This is a genomic window from Luteolibacter sp. SL250 (genome assembly GCF_026625605.1).
Taxonomy (GTDB): Bacteria; Verrucomicrobiota; Verrucomicrobiia; order Verrucomicrobiales; family Akkermansiaceae; genus Luteolibacter.
Genome location: NZ_CP113054.1, coordinates 1,938,262 through 1,952,998, shown reverse-complemented (window position 1 = coordinate 1,952,998; position 14,737 = coordinate 1,938,262). Strand labels below are relative to the sequence as shown.

Sequence of the window (14,737 nt, the reverse complement as noted above, 5' to 3'; positions counted from 1 at the left end):
TCATCCTGAATCGGCTACCCCGGATACCTGTAGCCTGTGCCGCGGACGGTGGCGATCCAGCGGGGTTCGGACGGATCTTCCTCCAGTTTTTTCCGCAGGTTGAGGATGTGCTGGTCCAGCGTGCGGGACTCCGGGAAATACTCCATGCCCCAGCAGCGGTTGAGGAGTTCATCCCGGGTGATGACCTGCCCGGGGTGGCTGGAGAAGAGGTGGAGGATGGAGACTTCCCGTGCGGTGAGATCCACGCACGGGTGGCCGTCGCGCTCAGCCTTCTGGTGGCGCGGGAGGATGCGCCACGGGCCGATGGGAAACGACTCCTGCGCGGAAGTGGCGGGTTCTTTCCGCCGGACGAGGGCGCGGACGCGGGCGAGCAGCTCGTGCTTGCCGAAGGGCTTGCGGATGAAGTCGTCCGCGCCCAGCTCCAGACCGAGGACGATGTCAACCTCCTCAGACTTCGCGGAAAGAAAGGCGAGCGGCACGCCGGAGTCCTCCCGGCGGATGGTACGACAGACATCGTAGCCGCTGGCACCGGGCATCATGATGTCCAGCAGGACCAGCTCCGGCCTGCCGTTGCGCCATGCGTCGATGGCGGCGGTGCCGTCCGCGGCCTCCAGCACCTGGTGGCCCTCCGCCGTGAGGAGGTCGCGGATGGCCTCCCGCGTCACTTCATCGTCCTCCGCCACCAGGATCAGCATGCGCCAGTCTCCTTTCCAGTGGTGGGGATGACGAGACGGAAAACGGCTCCCTTCACGGAGGGCAGCAGCTCCAGGGTGCCGCCCATGCGGGCGGCGAGGTCCCGGCTGATGGACAGGCCCAGGCCGGTGCCGCTGACGCCTTCACGGGTGCCTTCCCGTGCACGCCCGAAGGGGCGGAAGATCTTTTCCCGCGCTACAGCGGGCACACCCGGTCCGTCATCCGCCACGGTGAGGGTGAGGGTGCCGCCCGCCGCCTCCCCGGTGATGTGGCAGGTGGCCCCGGGACCGGCGTATTTCTCCACGTTGGAAAGGAGGTTGGAGAGGATCTGGGAAAACGCGTCGCCATCAACGGGGTGAGGGCCGGGCAGGTCCACGTGCCAGATGCAGCGGATGTCCTTGCGCTCCAGCAGCGGGGTGAAGCTGCGGCGGATGCTTTCCACCAGCTCCGCAGGGCGGCACGGGGCGGCCTCCGCAGAGGATGCGCCGCGCTCCTGGCGGGCAAAAGCCAGCACGTTGTCCACGATGCGGGAAAGGCGGCCCGTCTCCTCACGGATGAGGGACAGGCGGCGGCCGACCTTTTCACCGGATGGCGGCAGCTCGTCGATGGCGAGGTCCGTGTTGAGCAGGAGGTTGGTCAGCGGGGAGCGCAGTTCATGGGAGACGCGGTTGACGAAGCTGACACGCTCCTCCGCCACCCGCAGGGCGCGGCGCTGGCCGGACGCGGCGAGCATGCCGGTGACCACCAGCAGCACCGCCACGGCGGAGGCACCCGCGACGGTGGGGACGTGGTAATGTACGATGGATCTGGTAGGAAACCACCGCCGCAGCTCGAAGTTGCCGAAGCGGGAGACATGGCGCAGGATCTCATCCGGGCGCACGGACTCCGTCTCCTGTGGGCGCGTGGTGGCGTAGGCGCGCCACTGGAACCGGCCCGGCTCCGTGGCGAAGGAAAGCTCCGGGTTGTCCGCCAGATCCTTCATGACCACGGCGGCGGCGGCATCCGGGTCCAGCACCATGGCCACGACCTTGCGTTCGCTGCCGCGGATGTGGAGCGGCGGCCTGCCGGGGATCTCCCTGAAGCCGATGCCCAGGAGCTGGCGGATGTCGATGATCCACGGTTCCGGCTGCGCGGGGGCGTTCTTCGCATCCTTCGCGGCGGACTTGCGGTCCTTTTCCAGGATGGGATGGAGGCCGCGCGGCCCCAACAGGACGGGGTTCAGACGTTCCCCCAGGATGACGACGCGGGTGACCCCGGCGGTGGAGGATTCCCATGAAGTGTCCCCGTGGGTGCGGGTGTCCAGCAGCTCCATCGACTCCTCCGCCAGCGCGTCGTGCCAGAGCTTCTGCATCTCCGTGATGCGGGAGATGGCGGCGTGGAAAGTGGCGTCCACCCGGTTCCCCGGCGGAGGAGAGGCGACGCGCTCCGTACTGCGCGCGAGCAACACGCCGCCCGCCAACACCAGCGCGGCCAGCAGCCCCGTGAGCCAGAGGATGGCACCCGGCGAGGAGAGGGAGGGCGGGACTTTCATGCGGAACCTCAGTCGATGCGGATGAAGGTGAGGATGGTCTCCTGCGGGTCCGGCTGCCCCTGTGCGGTGAAGGTGGACCCGGTGCTGGCGAGCATCCATTTCCCGCGCTGAGGGCGGATGGTGGATTCGTAGGAATACGTGGAAAACAGCGGCATGGTCATGTCCGGCCGCCACTCATTCCCATCCCGGAAGCGTCGGCACACCGTGTCCCCCAGCTTCGTGACATGGTGGAATTGCGCGTTCAACAACAAGCCCCGCGCATCGTCCGTCAGCCTTACCTCCGCGGTCATGCCGACGTTCCGTGTCTCATAGGCGGTGGCGGTGGACTGGATCTCCGCCTTCGCGTCCTCCGGTTGCGGGGAGATGGGTTCGTTCCGGTTCCTGAAGCCGTAGGGCATGTATTCTGTCGGATAGATGTACTCCTCCCACTGGTTGATGCCGGTCCGCTCACCCTTGCGGCTGGTCCCTGCCAGCTCGGTCACGGTGGTGATGTTTTCTCCTCCGGAGATGCCCAGACCGTCCCACGCGGTGGCGGCGATGCCGCCGGTGGGCTGGGACTGGATCCAAGCGGAAAACTTCCGCTGCGGGATCTTCACCAGACGGACGCTGATCCGGTATTCGTCCGGCCCCTTTGCGGGGGCTGCCGCCGGAGCTTCCGGCTGGACATCGCCGCGGAAGAACACTGCGACGGTGGTTCCATCGGTCCGGCCGGGAAACTCCGTCCGGCTGACGAGGTGGACTTTTCCCGGAGCGAAGGTCGGGCTGGAAAGGAGGGTGCCCCGCCGCGTGGCCATGCCGGGAGGATCCGCAAAAGGATCCGGATGATAGCCCTCCGGCTTCCAATTGAGGGTATGGGTGCGGAAGTTTGGCAGGAACATATCCCCCGGCTGGCTGGTGCGCCGCGCCAGTTCATGGTAGAAGAGGACATCCGCCAGGACCACCCATTCCGATTCCAGGTTGAAGGAGTTGTCTGCGGATGCACCGGAGAAGCTGTTGGCGGAGATGCCCATGTTCCGGGTCTCGAAGGCGGTGGGATAGGGCCATCCGTTGGGAGGGGATGGCATGAACTCGGTGGGGTAGATCTGCTCGGCGATTGTATCCACACGGATGGCGCGCTCCCGTGTGCCGCTGCCGAACAGCGTGTGGATGGGCGTGGCTTTTCCGCCGTCGATGAGCGGCTGGAGCGCTGCGCGCAGCTTCGCCGCGTCACCGTCCGTGTCCTCCCACTGGTCCAGCACGGCGGATGGCAGGGCGATGTATTCGACCAGGCGGTGGACGGCGGCTCCGGCGGGCGGCGGCGGCGCGGATTCCTTTGCGCCGGGTTTTTTCACGAACGGGTTCGCATCCTGTGCGGTGGCGCTGACCAGAGAAAGTCCAAGGATGAGCAGAGCCGGATGATGATGGCGTTTTTTCTTCATTGCGGGTGGTGTGGGTTACACCCCGGAGTGAAGATGATCCCACCGCAGTCCGCGCCAAATGGACATCATTGTTCTGCAAAAGTTGTGCAAAATACGGTAGTGGGATGACTGCGCCATCACGGCTGGGTGAATGGACGCTGCTCTCCGGGACCTGTCCACCATGGACGGCGTCCTTTCCGTGCGGAGTCATGGGATCGGGGAAGGATTTCTCCAACCGTAATGGCGCAGCCATTACGCTACCCCACAAGAGTCCTCGAAATACGCAGGCGCTCCGCGACCAGCAGGGACAGGAAGCGGGTGTAGTCCTCCTCCGGCGTGCGTGACAACAGGCGGTAGGTGTATTGCGGCCAGTGGGAAATCTCACCGAGCGCATTTTCCATCCGCAGGGCGATGACTTCCTCACTGTCCGTCCCCCGCCCTACCAGACGGGAGCGCAGCTCGTTCTCGCTTTCCGGCATGACAAAGAGGTCCACCAGCGCTCGCTGGATGGCCACATCATCGGACGCGCGGACCTGGGCCGCTCCCTGGACGTCGATGTCCATGACGACATCCGCCCCAGCTTCCAGATAACCCAGCACCTCCGACCGCAGGGTGCCGTAGCGGTTGCCGTGGACCAGGGCGTGTTCCAGGAACTCCCCGGCGGCCAGCTTTTCCTCGAATTCCTCCAGGGTGACGAAGTGGTAGTGCTCCCCGTGGATCTCCCCCGGCCGCGGCGCGCGGGTGGTGCAGGAAATGGAATGCCGCGCCTCCCCGGAGTGGGAGAGGCGTTTGCAGAGGGTGGTTTTCCCGGATCCGGACGGACCGGAAACGACGAGGAGGATGCCTGTGCGGAGGGACATGGGATGGTGGGCGCACATTCGGCACTGCGGACGGTGAAAATGCCAGTCTGGATTCTCTGTTTGGATCTCCCCCGCAACTCTGCTAGATCGGCGGGATGAACAGTCGCCCACCCCACCCGCCACAGGTTCCGCCACTGCCGAGGAAAGGCCTGTCCGGTCCGGCATGGGTGGGGATCGGCTGCGGTGCCCTCGTCGTCGTCATCATTTTGGTGGTCGGTGCGCTGGGCTTCGTCGGAGTGAGGAAATTCAAGGAATTCCAGGCGAACAAGGAGCTGGCGGTGGCGGAGATGATCATCGCTACCCATCCGGATCTGGAGAAAGTTTCGGCGGATCCGGAAAAAGGGGAGATCACCGTGCGCTCGAAATCCGGCGAGGTATACACGGTGAACTACAAGGAGATCACGGAGGGGAGATTCTCCTTCAAGGACTCCGCGGGCAACACGGCCCGGCTGGGTGGCAGCACGGACCTTTCCGAAGTGCCGGCATGGGTGCCGCGCCCGCCCTCCATCTCCGGCACGCCGACGGTCTTCCATGCCGTCACCGACGGAAAGGCGGGGGGCATGTACAATGCGACGTCCACCGTCCCGTTCGATGACCTGGAGACGTTCTTCAACGATGAACTGACCAAGGCGGGCTTCGGCGCGGCCACCAGCAACCGCAGCACCTGGGGCGGGAACCGGACCGCCAGCCGTTCCGTCTCCACCGCGGACAGGGAAGTCACCGTGAACCTCACCATGGATGCGAGGAAGCCGGTGACCATCCAGGTTATCTACAAGGAGAAGTAGGCCGCCGGAGCATTACAAAGCAAAAGCCATCTTCCATTTGCGGAGTGGAATACCCGGTCTATCAGTCCACCATCCGGGAAATGATGCCCGGTCTGATAGAAACCTGAATGTCATGAAAGTGAACCGCAAGACCCGCAACGGGGAGAGCCGCGAAGTGCTGCTCAAGGAATATTTCATCACCGCATCCCTCATCGCGCTGCTGAAGCGTGCCGGGGAGGAGGCCGCCCGCCTGAACCCGAAGTTCAAGCCGGCCATGATCCCCGTCCGGGTGCGCCATTGATCCGGCCACACGCCTGATTTTCCAGGTTGCGTCCGGAGCGCATCGGACCAGACTCACGGAACTTCCATGTTTCGCGCAGGCTTCCGGGATCTCGTGAAACCCCAATGGGTCGCCACCATCGGGGAGTTGAAGATTTCCGGCGGCCTGCCGGTGAGCGAACTGGCCCGTAGGATCGACGCCAGCTACATGGCGGTGAAGCAGTACTGCGAGGATCTGAAAGACCTGGGCTATCTGGAACGCTCCCGCATCCCGCGCACGGAGGTTGGGCGACCGGAGATTTTCTACCGTCTGACAGGAAAGGCGGACGTGCTGTTTCCGGAGGCGGGCGCGGCATTCATGCTGGATGTGCTGGAGAGCCTGCGGCCGATTTTCGGCGACAGCGCGCCGGAGCGGGTGCTGTTCCAGTATTTCCAGCACCAGCAGGAGGAATGGCTGCCGAAGCTTTCGAAGGCGAAATCTTTGGTGGAGAAGGCGACGTTGCTGGCGGGCCTGCGGGAGAAGAGCGGCTGCTTCGGCCGCTGCAAGTATGATCCAGCGAAGGGCTTCCGGATCGAGGAATATCACCACCCCCTGCAGCGGGTGTTCGACAGATACCCCCGTGCCGTCGCAATGGAACAGCGGATGATGGAGCAACTGCTGGGCACGAAAGTGGTGAGGAACGAAATCCCGGGAGGAAAAGCGGGCCCCGCGCGGGTGGATTTCGAGATCGCCGTGCTGGGGCAGAGGTGAGATTCCACCACGATGGAGGTAACCGGTTTTCCCATCCGCCCCCCCGCCCGTTCCGTGAGCGAATTCCCCCCCACAGGTGGTCCCAACAAAATATTTTCACCGGACGGATTTCCGGGTGAATATTGCCCCCTGGTGGTTCCGTCCCATCCACCGTAACCAAACTCTCTGCCATGAAAACCCCGATCGCTGCGACCTTCACGGTCCTCTCCCTCCTCGCCACCACCGGCTGTGACCGGAAATCCGGTGACGCCGATGCCAAAGTCAACGACCTCCAGCGCAAGGCGGACGAACTCCAGCAACAACTGGAAAACGAACGCGTGGCGCGTGAGCGGTATGAGATCGAGCGGGAACGCGCCGCGCTCGACCTGGAAAGGGAGGAGTTGGCCAGACAGGCCGGGGACAAGGCCGCCGCGGAGGCGGAGCTGGCAAAGCGGGAGCGGGATCTGGCCGCACGGCAGGGACGCGTGGAGCAGATGGAGACGGACCTGGACGCGAAGCAGCGCGACATGACCGGCCGGGAGCAGGACTTGGATGACCGCGAGCTGGATCTGGCAGGGCGCGAGGCGATCGGCTCCGGCTACATCGAGGACGCGCCGCTGGATGCGCTGCCGGTAGCGGACTACACGACTTTCTACGAGCCTCTCTCCGCCTACGGCTCATGGATCGAGACAGTGGACTACGGCTACGTCTATCAGCCCGCCGCGGTCCGGTCCTCCGGCTGGCGGCCCTACACCGTAGGCCGCTGGGCCTGCACGGACCGGGGTTGGACCTGGATGTCGGATGAGCCGTTCGGCTGGGCGTGCTACCACTACGGACGCTGGGCGCTGGTGCGCGGCCATGGCTGGGTGTGGGTGCCGGGTGACGAGTGGGCGCCCGCCTGGGTTTCCTGGCGGGAAAGCGGTGACACCATCGGCTGGGCGCCGCTGCCGCCGGAGACGCTCGCCTGGCGCGGACGGACCTGGGGGAACAACATCGACGTGGAGTTCAGCATCAGTTCGTCCTGGTTCAGCTTCGTGCTGGTGAAGAACTTTTCCTCCCCCATCCGCAGCCACTGCCTGCCGTTTTCCCGGAACAACGACCTGTTCCGCAACACCCGCAACATCACCAACATCCACTGGCGGAACCGCGACGTCATCTGCGGCGGTCCGGAGTACCGCCGTGTGCGTGACCAAGTGTCCGCACCCCTTCCCTTTTACCGGCTCAGCCGTGACCAGATGCGTCGGCCGGGCCGCGACCCGCTGGAAATGCGTCCGCGTGTTTCCGGAGATGAGCTGCGCATCGCCGGACCACGCATCGACGCTCCATGGAACAGCGCCCTGCGGCCGTCCCGCGTGCGGGAACGCCTTGAAAATGTCTCCATCGAGCGGGACGGAAAACTCCGTCCGGAAATCTCCGAGCGCTTCCGGGAGAACCGCCAGGAACGGCGCAGGGAGGCGGAGCGCGCCGTGGAGAGTCTGGGAGGCAGGGAGGATTTCAACCGTGAGCGCGGTGAGCGGCTGGAGTCGAACCGCCGGGAAGCGGAACGTCTGGTGCGCGACCAACCGCGCAGGCCGGGCGGAGATGATACCCCACGTAGGCCCGGCACCCCGGGTGATGCGGATGGACAGCGTGACGACAACCGTGGCCGACCGGACGTCAACCGCCCGGACCGCGGTCCTTCGCGCGACCGTGGACCACGCCCGGACGAAAACGCGGAAAATCCTCCCGGACGCCCGACGCCCGGCTCTCCCGGTGCGGATCGCCCTGAACGCCCCGGCATGGAGCGGCCTGAACGTCCAGGCATGGAGCGCCCAAGTGCGCCCGGCGGAGATCGCGCTGAGCGCCCGGGCATGGATGATCCCCGCCCCCCGCGTGGACGCCGTGAAGCATCGGAAGAACGCCAGCGTGACATGAACGAGGGCCGCGGCCTGCAGCGAGGAGAACGTGGCGACCGCGGACGTGATCGTGCTCCGGATGCTCCGCGCCCGGGAGCCCCCACCCCACCCGCCGACACCACCCCCGGCACTGATCCCGTGACTCCGCCGGCGGAGCCGCAGCGTGATCCGGACACCCCTCCCACCCCGCCAAACGTCATGCCTGACCGGGACGCCCGCGAAGGCCACGAAAATGGCCGTGGCAGGATTCCGGGAAATCGCCAGAACCCCGGGCAGGATCCCCGCCGTAACCCGGACACGGAAAATTCCGGACAGCAGGGCATGAACCGCCAGCAGGAAGTCGAGTCACGCAGGCAGCAGGTCGAGGAAGCCAAGGCCCGCGAAGAGCAGCAGAGCCGCATGCAGGAGGCTGAGAAGGCACGCCAGCAACAGCAGGAGCAGATGCGCCAGCAGCAGGACGACGCCGCGAAGAAAGCGGAGGAAGCCAAGGCCCGCGAGGAGCAGCAGAGCCGCATGCAGGAAGCCGAGAAGACTCGCCAACAGCAGCAGGAACAGATGCGCCAGCAGCAGGAGGATGCCGCGAAGAAAGCGGAGGAAACCAAGGCCCGCGAGGAGCAGCAGAGCCGCATGCAGGAAGCCGAGAAGGCACGCCAGCAACAGCAGGAGCAGATGCGCCAGCAGCAGGAGGACGCCGCGAAGAAAGCGGAGGAAGCCAAGGCCCGTGAGGAGCAGCAACGCATGCAGGAAGCCGAGAAAGCCCGCCAGCAACAGCAGGAACAGATGCGCCAGCAGCAGGAAGAGGCGAGAAAGCAGGCAGAGGAAGCCAAAGCCCGTGAGGAGCAGCAGCGGATGCAGGAGGCCGAAAAGGCACGCCAGCAGCAGCAGGAGCAGATGCGCCAGCAGCAGGAGGAGGCCCGTAGGAAGCAGATCGAGGAAGCCCGTGAACAACAGCGCCAGCAACAGGAGGAGATGCAGCGCCAGCAACAGGAACGCGCCCGCCAGCAGCAGGAGGAAATACAGCGTCAACAACAGGAACGCCAGCGTCAGATCGAGGAAGCCCGTGAACAGCAGCGTCAGCAACAGGAGCGCATGCGTGAACAGCAGGAAGAAATGCAACGCCAGCAGCAGGAACGGGCGAGGGAGCAGCAACAACAGCAGCAGGAACGCATGCGTCCACCCTCCCGGGGAGACGGAGGTGATGGCCAACCGTCACCAGGCCGCAGGGAACGCCGCGAGAGATGACCTTTACCCAAAGCCCGCCGGGCGGAGTCGTGGGGGTAGTGGAAGTTGTGAGACTTCCGGCGGTGGGGGGAGTCTGCGGATGCCCCCGGCCCCTCCATGGATTTGCCACCCGGCCGGCTGTCCCGAGCCTTCCTTGCAGTTCCCTCCCCTCCGGAAGTCACATCCTTTCGGTTGACCCGCGCCGGATCCGCCGCACTGTGATCAAGGGGTCCTCATGAAAACTTTGCCATTCATCATCCTTTGCACCACCGCACCACTGGTGACAGCCCAGCCGGACAACCCGGAGAGCGCTGAGGTTGCCAAAGAGGGAAAGGAAAAGATAACCACCATCGCCGAGGTGCTGGGCAAGCCGATCAAGTCGGACCAGAGCGAAGCCCTCACCTCCCTGATCTTCACGGCGATGATGGGGAAATACGCGAAGGAGAAGATGATCGACGCGACGGATGAGGAGGTGGAGACGTTCCTCTCCAAGAACGACGAGCTGGGAAAATCCACGCGCGATGGCTTCATCCGGGACAAGAAGCGGCTGGAGGAGGAGCTGAAGTCCACCTCACTCAGCGATGCGGACCGGAAGAAGAAGGAAGAGGAACTGGCGATGGCGGTGGATGTCCTGAAGAACATGGACGAAGAGACTGAAAAGCCGAAGAAACCGGACGCCGATGAAAAGAAGATGGCCCGGGAGTTTGTCCGAACTTGGAAGGTGAATCGGGCGTTGTTCAAGCAATACGGCGGCCGCGTGATCTTCCAGCAGGCGGGCCCGGAACCAGTGGATGCCTACCGGGATTTCCTCCGTGAGGAGGAGGCGAAAGGTTCGTTCAAAATCACGGACGAAGAGTCGAAGAAGGTGTTCTGGAAATACTTCACCGATGGCTCGATGCACACATTCCTCGACGCGAAGGAAGGCGCGCAGGCGATGGAAACGCCGTGGTGGCTCAAGGAGCAGAAACCGGAGTAAGGAAGGTGGACACTCTTGTCCACCGGCGGCATTGGCGACGGACGTGAGGAGTGGATCCATCTTGAGATACCTTTGCTATGGATTCCCATAGCAGCCGGAGGACAGGAATGGGAGCGTAGCGGACATAGCGGCGCAGCCGCAATGTCCTCCCTCCCTACTGACAAATCGGCGTCATTTGTCCGTATTGCATGGCGCCAATGATTCTCCGCTGCCTGCTCGTTTCCACCTGCCTATCCGTGCCCGCGCTTGCGGGTGAGATCTCGGTTTCACCGGACCGTCCGTTTCCGGCGATCCTGGAGGCTGCACGGAAGGAGCCGAAGCCGGTGACGGTGGTGATGCATGCCGGGACCTACCCTATCAGCGAGGCGATCGCGCTGGGCGCGGAGGACTCCGGGATCCACTTCCGGAATGCGGAGGGGGCCGAAGTGGTGATCGACGGCGGCAGGAAAATCACGGGCTGGACGAAGCAGGCGGACGGCCTGTGGCGGGCGGAGGTGCCGGAGGTCCGTGAGGAGAAGTGGTACTTCCAGCAACTGTGGATCAACGGCCGCCGGGCGACGCGGGCACGCACGCCGAACAAGGGGTTCCTGCACATGGAGGACCGTGCGACGTCCGCGATCTTCCCCGGTGAGAAGCCGGGCGATGAGAAGTGGGAGACGGCGCTGAAGTACCAGGCGTTCACCACCAGCGCGCCGACGTTCGCCATTTTCCAACAGATCAAGCCGGAGGAGACGGGGGATGTGGAGATCATCATCCCGCACACGTGGGACGTCCACCATTACCACCTGAAGCAGCTCAACCCGGCGGCGAACGCGGTGCTGATGCACGGGCCGCGCATGCGCGAACTGCTGACGAACGAGCCGGACGGACGCTTCCACATGGAGAACTACCGCGCGGCGCTGGATGCCCCGGGCGAGTGGTTCCTTTCCCGCTCCGGGGAGCTGCTCTACTCGCCTCTGCCGGGTGAAGATCTGTCGAAGGCGGAGGTTTCCGCGCCGGTATCGCAGAAGCTGGTCAGCATCGACGGGGCGAAGGACATCCGCTTCACGGGCATCTCCTTCCGCCACCAGCAGTGGGTGATGGGGCCGGACGGCTACGGCGACCCGCAGGCGGCGCACATGATGGGCGCTGCGGTGGAGGTGGACCGGTCGGAGAATATCCACTTCGACAACTGCGAAATCAGCCACACGGGCAGCTACGCGCTGTGGTTCCGGCATGATGTGGGGCACAGCTCCGTGAAACACAGCCATCTCCACGACCTGGGGGCCGGGGGTGTCCGCATCGGCCCGACGACGCAGCCCGGCGCGACGAAGACGACGGCGTTCGTGACGGTGGACAACAACATCATCCAGCACGCGGGGCGCATTTTTCCGGACGCCATCGGCGTGTTTGTCGGCCATGCGTCGGACTGCGAGGTGACGCACAACGACATCGGCGATCTTTACTACACCGGCATCTCCGCGGGCTGGCACTGGGGCTACGGGGAGACGGTCGCGCACCGGAACCGGTATGAGAACAACCACATCCACCACATCGGCTGGGGCTACACCAGCGACATGGGTGGGTTCTACAATCTGGGCACGTCCCTGGGCACGGTGGTGCGAGGGAACCACGTGCATGACATCAGCAGCCACCGCTACGGCGGCTGGGGCCTCTACACGGACGAAGGCAGCACGGGCCTGGTGTTCGAGAACAACCTGGTGCATGACACGCGGGAGAGCGGCTTCCACCAGCACTACGGCTACTACAACATCATCCGGAACAACATTTTCGCCTTCGGCAAGAACGCGCAGATCCAGCGCAGCAGGCCGGAGAAACGGCTGAGCTTCATCTACGAGAACAACATCATCGTCTGGAACCCGGACACGGCGAAGCTACTGCACGGCACGAAATACAACTGGGCGGATGTGGAGAACCGCGGCCACGGCGACCCGAAGACCGCCTACATCATGCGAAAGAACCTCTACTGGCCGGTGACGGGAAAGATGCCGGAGATGACCGAGGGATGGTCATGGGATGAGTGGCGGAAGCAGGGACGCGACAGCGGCTCCGTCATCGCGGACCCGCACTTTATCGATCTGGCGAAGCGTGATTTCCACCTGAAGCCGGACAGCCCGGCGCTCAAGCTGGGGTTCAAGCCATGGGACCTTTCCCTCGCCGGCGTGCGGTCGGACGGACCACGCGGAAAGGCATGGCGCAAGCTGGCTGAGAAGGCGGACTTCCCGAACTGGGAGGAGGACTCCAAGCCGTGGCCATCGCCGCCGTGGTCGATCCCCATGAAGACGTTCGAGTTCGCGGCGGACGGCACGTTGCCTGTCATCGGCGCGACGGCGGATCTGTCGAAGGAGAAGAAGGGCGACTCCATCGGCGTGACGGGTGAGGCTTCCTCGCCCATCCCGCCGGAGGGTGGCGCGGCGAAGTCTGCCTCCCCCGCCCCGTCGAAGAAGTCGATCCGGATCAAGGACGCTCCCGGCCTGACGCCGGCGTGGCTGCCGGTGCTGAACCTACACCCGAAGTTCGCCCCCGGTCCGATCCGTGTTTCGTTCGACGCGATGTCACAGACCGGTGCGGAGTGGTTTTTCGAGGTGCGCGGCGGTGAGTTCGGCGCGGGCCCCTACCTTTCGTGGAAGGATGGAAAGCTGGCCGCGACCACCGCCCGCAACGTGCCGCTGGCGGACATCCCCACCGGGGAATGGTTCCGCGTCCGCATGACCGCCACCCCTGGCAGCGGCACCTGGAACGTGGAGATCACCCGCCAGGACGGCACAAAGACGAATCACCCGGACATCCCCTGCAAGACGGAATGGACGAAGGCGAACCTGGTCCTGTGGAGCGCCATCTCCAATGCGGACACCGTCTTCCACATCGACAACCTGGAGCTGTCCGGCGAGTGATCCGGATCCGCTGGAGGATGGAGCCTTGCCCCTACTTCACCTGGCACAGATGGACAGCCTCACGCAGGCCGGCCATAGGATCACCCGTGGGGATGAACTCGTGGCCGACCCAACCGGTGTAACCGAGTTCGACTAGTTTCTCCATCAATGGTGGGTAGTTGATCTCCTGCCGCCGGCCGATCTCACCGCGACCGGGATTCCCTGCCGTGTGGATGTGGCCGAGGATGTCCTTGCAGGATTCCAGACGGCGGATGAGATCACCATGCATGATCTGCACGTGGTAGAAATCGAACAGGAGCTTCATGTTCGGGGAATCGACAGCCCTGACGATCTCCGCGCAATCGTCGAGTTGGTCACCCTGGTAGCCGGGGTGGCCTTTCATTTCCTCCGCCACGCGGCTGTTGAGGTGCTCCAGCAGGAGGATGACTCCCTTTTTCTCCGCATGCCCGATGACTTTCCGGAACGCTTCCACGCAGTTCTTCTTCCCCTGCTCCAGACTGACAACGCCACCACCCTGAGCCGTGGTATCCGCGAAGCCGGTGAAACTCAGCACGGCGGGATTCCCGCGGGCGGCGCACTGGTCGATGCGCTCGTGGATGGCTTTGAGGTTCTCATCCCAGAATGCGGGCTGGTTCATTCCTTTCACGAAGCCGTGGGCGGAAACGTAGGCGCACTTCAACCCGTGGCGTTCCAGCAGGTCCCAGTCCTGCGGGCCGACGCCCTCGACACTGCGGCAGCCCAGTTCCAGGGCGGCTTCCACCGTATCTTCCAGCTTCCACTTCGCGCCGCGGGCAAAGCACCAGTGGACGATGCTCTGGCGGATCTTTCCCATGCCGGACTTTGGCGCGTCCTGCGCGCGGGCGGCAGGAACGGAGGAAACACCGGCCACTCCGACGGCGGAGGCGAGCAGCCCGAGGGCGGAGCGGCGGTCGGTCATGACCGGCTCAGATCATGCCCAGCTTCATCTTGCCTTCCTCGGAGATCATTTCCTGGTTCCAGGCAGGATCCCACACCAGATCAACCTTCGCATCGTCGATGCCGTCGATGGTCATAATCTTCGCCTGGGCGTCGGCGGCGATGACCGGACCCATGCCGCAGCCGGGGGCGGTGAGGGTCATTTTCACCAAGGCGGTGGTCTTCCCCCCCGCTTCCTCCAGGATGCAATCATAGACGAGGCCGAGGTTCACGATGTCCACGGGGATTTCCGGATCGTAGACTCCCTTGAGCTGCGCCCAAACCTGCTCCTCGAGCGGAGCGTCTTTCAGGCGGACGGCTTCCGCCTGCTTTTTCTTTTCCTCCTCCATGTCGATGCCGAGGGCATCGGAATCTTGGGCGGAAATACGGGCGAGTCCCTGTGAGGTGGCGACCGTGAAGGTGCCTCCCAGCCGCTGGGTGATGAAAACCGGGGTACCGACCGGAAGGATCAGCGAGTCCCCGCTGGGAATCTGGATGGCTGGTACCTCGCGTGTCAGTGTGATCTCCTCGTGCATGGCGTGA

Annotated in this window: 12 protein-coding genes; 6 read left to right on the top strand and 6 right to left on the bottom strand. The window is 64.4% G+C overall.

Annotated features, from left to right (window positions below):
* Positions 1–14: 14 nt before the first annotated feature.
* The 4 genes from OVA24_RS08695 to gmk all read right to left on the bottom strand — a co-directional run bounded on the left by OVA24_RS08695 (position 15) and on the right by gmk (position 4,481).
* The gene (locus OVA24_RS08695) at positions 15–695 is read right to left on the bottom strand and encodes a response regulator transcription factor (protein ID WP_267674817.1); all 681 of its coding nucleotides are present in this window, start codon (positions 693–695) and stop codon (positions 15–17) included.
* Positions 689–2,224, bottom strand: coding sequence for a sensor histidine kinase (locus tag OVA24_RS08690; protein ID WP_267674816.1), 1,536 nt, complete (start codon positions 2,222–2,224; stop codon positions 689–691). Before OVA24_RS08690 ends, OVA24_RS08695 begins: the two co-directional genes overlap by 7 nt.
* 8 nt (positions 2,225–2,232) lie before the next feature.
* The gene (locus OVA24_RS08685; RefSeq protein WP_267674815.1) at positions 2,233–3,642 is read right to left on the bottom strand and encodes a hypothetical protein; all 1,410 of its coding nucleotides are present in this window, start codon (positions 3,640–3,642) and stop codon (positions 2,233–2,235) included.
* Positions 3,643–3,878: 236 nt separating this feature from the next.
* The gene (gmk, locus tag OVA24_RS08680) at positions 3,879–4,481 is read right to left on the bottom strand and encodes a guanylate kinase (protein ID WP_267674814.1); all 603 of its coding nucleotides are present in this window, start codon (positions 4,479–4,481) and stop codon (positions 3,879–3,881) included.
* 95 nt (positions 4,482–4,576) lie between these two features.
* Here gmk and OVA24_RS08675 point away from each other — a divergent pair, with 95 nt between their 5' ends.
* From OVA24_RS08675 to OVA24_RS08650, 6 genes are all read left to right on the top strand, one after another.
* Entirely contained in the window at positions 4,577–5,266 is a 690-nt protein-coding gene (locus OVA24_RS08675; protein WP_267674813.1) for a hypothetical protein, read from the top strand.
* 112 nt (positions 5,267–5,378) lie between these two features.
* The gene (locus OVA24_RS08670; protein ID WP_267674812.1) at positions 5,379–5,546 is read left to right on the top strand and encodes a hypothetical protein; all 168 of its coding nucleotides are present in this window, start codon (positions 5,379–5,381) and stop codon (positions 5,544–5,546) included.
* A 93-nt stretch (positions 5,547–5,639) separates the two neighbouring features.
* Positions 5,640–6,275, top strand: coding sequence for a helix-turn-helix transcriptional regulator (locus tag OVA24_RS08665; RefSeq protein WP_267674811.1), 636 nt, complete (start codon positions 5,640–5,642; stop codon positions 6,273–6,275).
* A gap of 170 nt (positions 6,276–6,445) precedes the next feature.
* On the top strand, positions 6,446–9,391 hold the full coding sequence (locus tag OVA24_RS08660) for a DUF6600 domain-containing protein (protein WP_267674810.1): 2,946 nt from the start codon (positions 6,446–6,448) through the stop codon (positions 9,389–9,391).
* Between the two features lie 214 nt (positions 9,392–9,605).
* Entirely contained in the window at positions 9,606–10,346 is a 741-nt protein-coding gene (locus OVA24_RS08655; protein ID WP_267674809.1) for a hypothetical protein, read from the top strand.
* A gap of 197 nt (positions 10,347–10,543) precedes the next feature.
* Positions 10,544–13,240 (top strand): right-handed parallel beta-helix repeat-containing protein, encoded by a 2,697-nt coding sequence (locus OVA24_RS08650; protein WP_267674808.1) that lies wholly within the window; start codon positions 10,544–10,546, stop codon positions 13,238–13,240.
* Positions 13,241–13,271: 31 nt separating this feature from the next.
* On the opposite strand, the gene OVA24_RS08645 is transcribed toward OVA24_RS08650, so the two are convergent.
* Both OVA24_RS08645 and sufT read right to left on the bottom strand, forming a co-directional pair.
* On the bottom strand, positions 13,272–14,177 hold the full coding sequence (locus OVA24_RS08645; protein ID WP_267674807.1) for a TIM barrel protein: 906 nt from the start codon (positions 14,175–14,177) through the stop codon (positions 13,272–13,274).
* 7 nt (positions 14,178–14,184) lie between these two features.
* The gene (gene sufT, locus OVA24_RS08640; RefSeq protein WP_267674806.1) at positions 14,185–14,730 is read right to left on the bottom strand and encodes a putative Fe-S cluster assembly protein SufT; all 546 of its coding nucleotides are present in this window, start codon (positions 14,728–14,730) and stop codon (positions 14,185–14,187) included.
* Positions 14,731–14,737: the final 7 nt, after the last annotated feature.

Excerpts from the sequence above, each read along its gene's own strand:
- OVA24_RS08695 (WP_267674817.1), bottom strand. The coding sequence starts at position 695 with ATGCTGATCCTGGTGGCGGAGGACGATGAAGTGACGCGGGAGGCCATC.
- OVA24_RS08690 (WP_267674816.1), bottom strand. The coding sequence starts at position 2,224 with ATGAAAGTCCCGCCCTCCCTCTCCTCGCCGGGTGCCATCCTCTGGCTC.
- OVA24_RS08685 (WP_267674815.1), bottom strand. The coding sequence starts at position 3,642 with ATGAAGAAAAAACGCCATCATCATCCGGCTCTGCTCATCCTTGGACTT.
- gmk (WP_267674814.1), bottom strand. The coding sequence starts at position 4,481 with ATGTCCCTCCGCACAGGCATCCTCCTCGTCGTTTCCGGTCCGTCCGGA.
- OVA24_RS08675 (WP_267674813.1), top strand. The coding sequence starts at position 4,577 with ATGAACAGTCGCCCACCCCACCCGCCACAGGTTCCGCCACTGCCGAGG.
- OVA24_RS08670 (WP_267674812.1), top strand. The coding sequence starts at position 5,379 with ATGAAAGTGAACCGCAAGACCCGCAACGGGGAGAGCCGCGAAGTGCTG.
- OVA24_RS08660 (WP_267674810.1), top strand. The coding sequence starts at position 6,446 with ATGAAAACCCCGATCGCTGCGACCTTCACGGTCCTCTCCCTCCTCGCC.
- OVA24_RS08655 (WP_267674809.1), top strand. The coding sequence starts at position 9,606 with ATGAAAACTTTGCCATTCATCATCCTTTGCACCACCGCACCACTGGTG.
- OVA24_RS08650 (WP_267674808.1), top strand. The coding sequence starts at position 10,544 with ATGATTCTCCGCTGCCTGCTCGTTTCCACCTGCCTATCCGTGCCCGCG.
- OVA24_RS08645 (WP_267674807.1), bottom strand. The coding sequence starts at position 14,177 with ATGACCGACCGCCGCTCCGCCCTCGGGCTGCTCGCCTCCGCCGTCGGA.
- sufT (WP_267674806.1), bottom strand. The coding sequence starts at position 14,730 with ATGCACGAGGAGATCACACTGACACGCGAGGTACCAGCCATCCAGATT.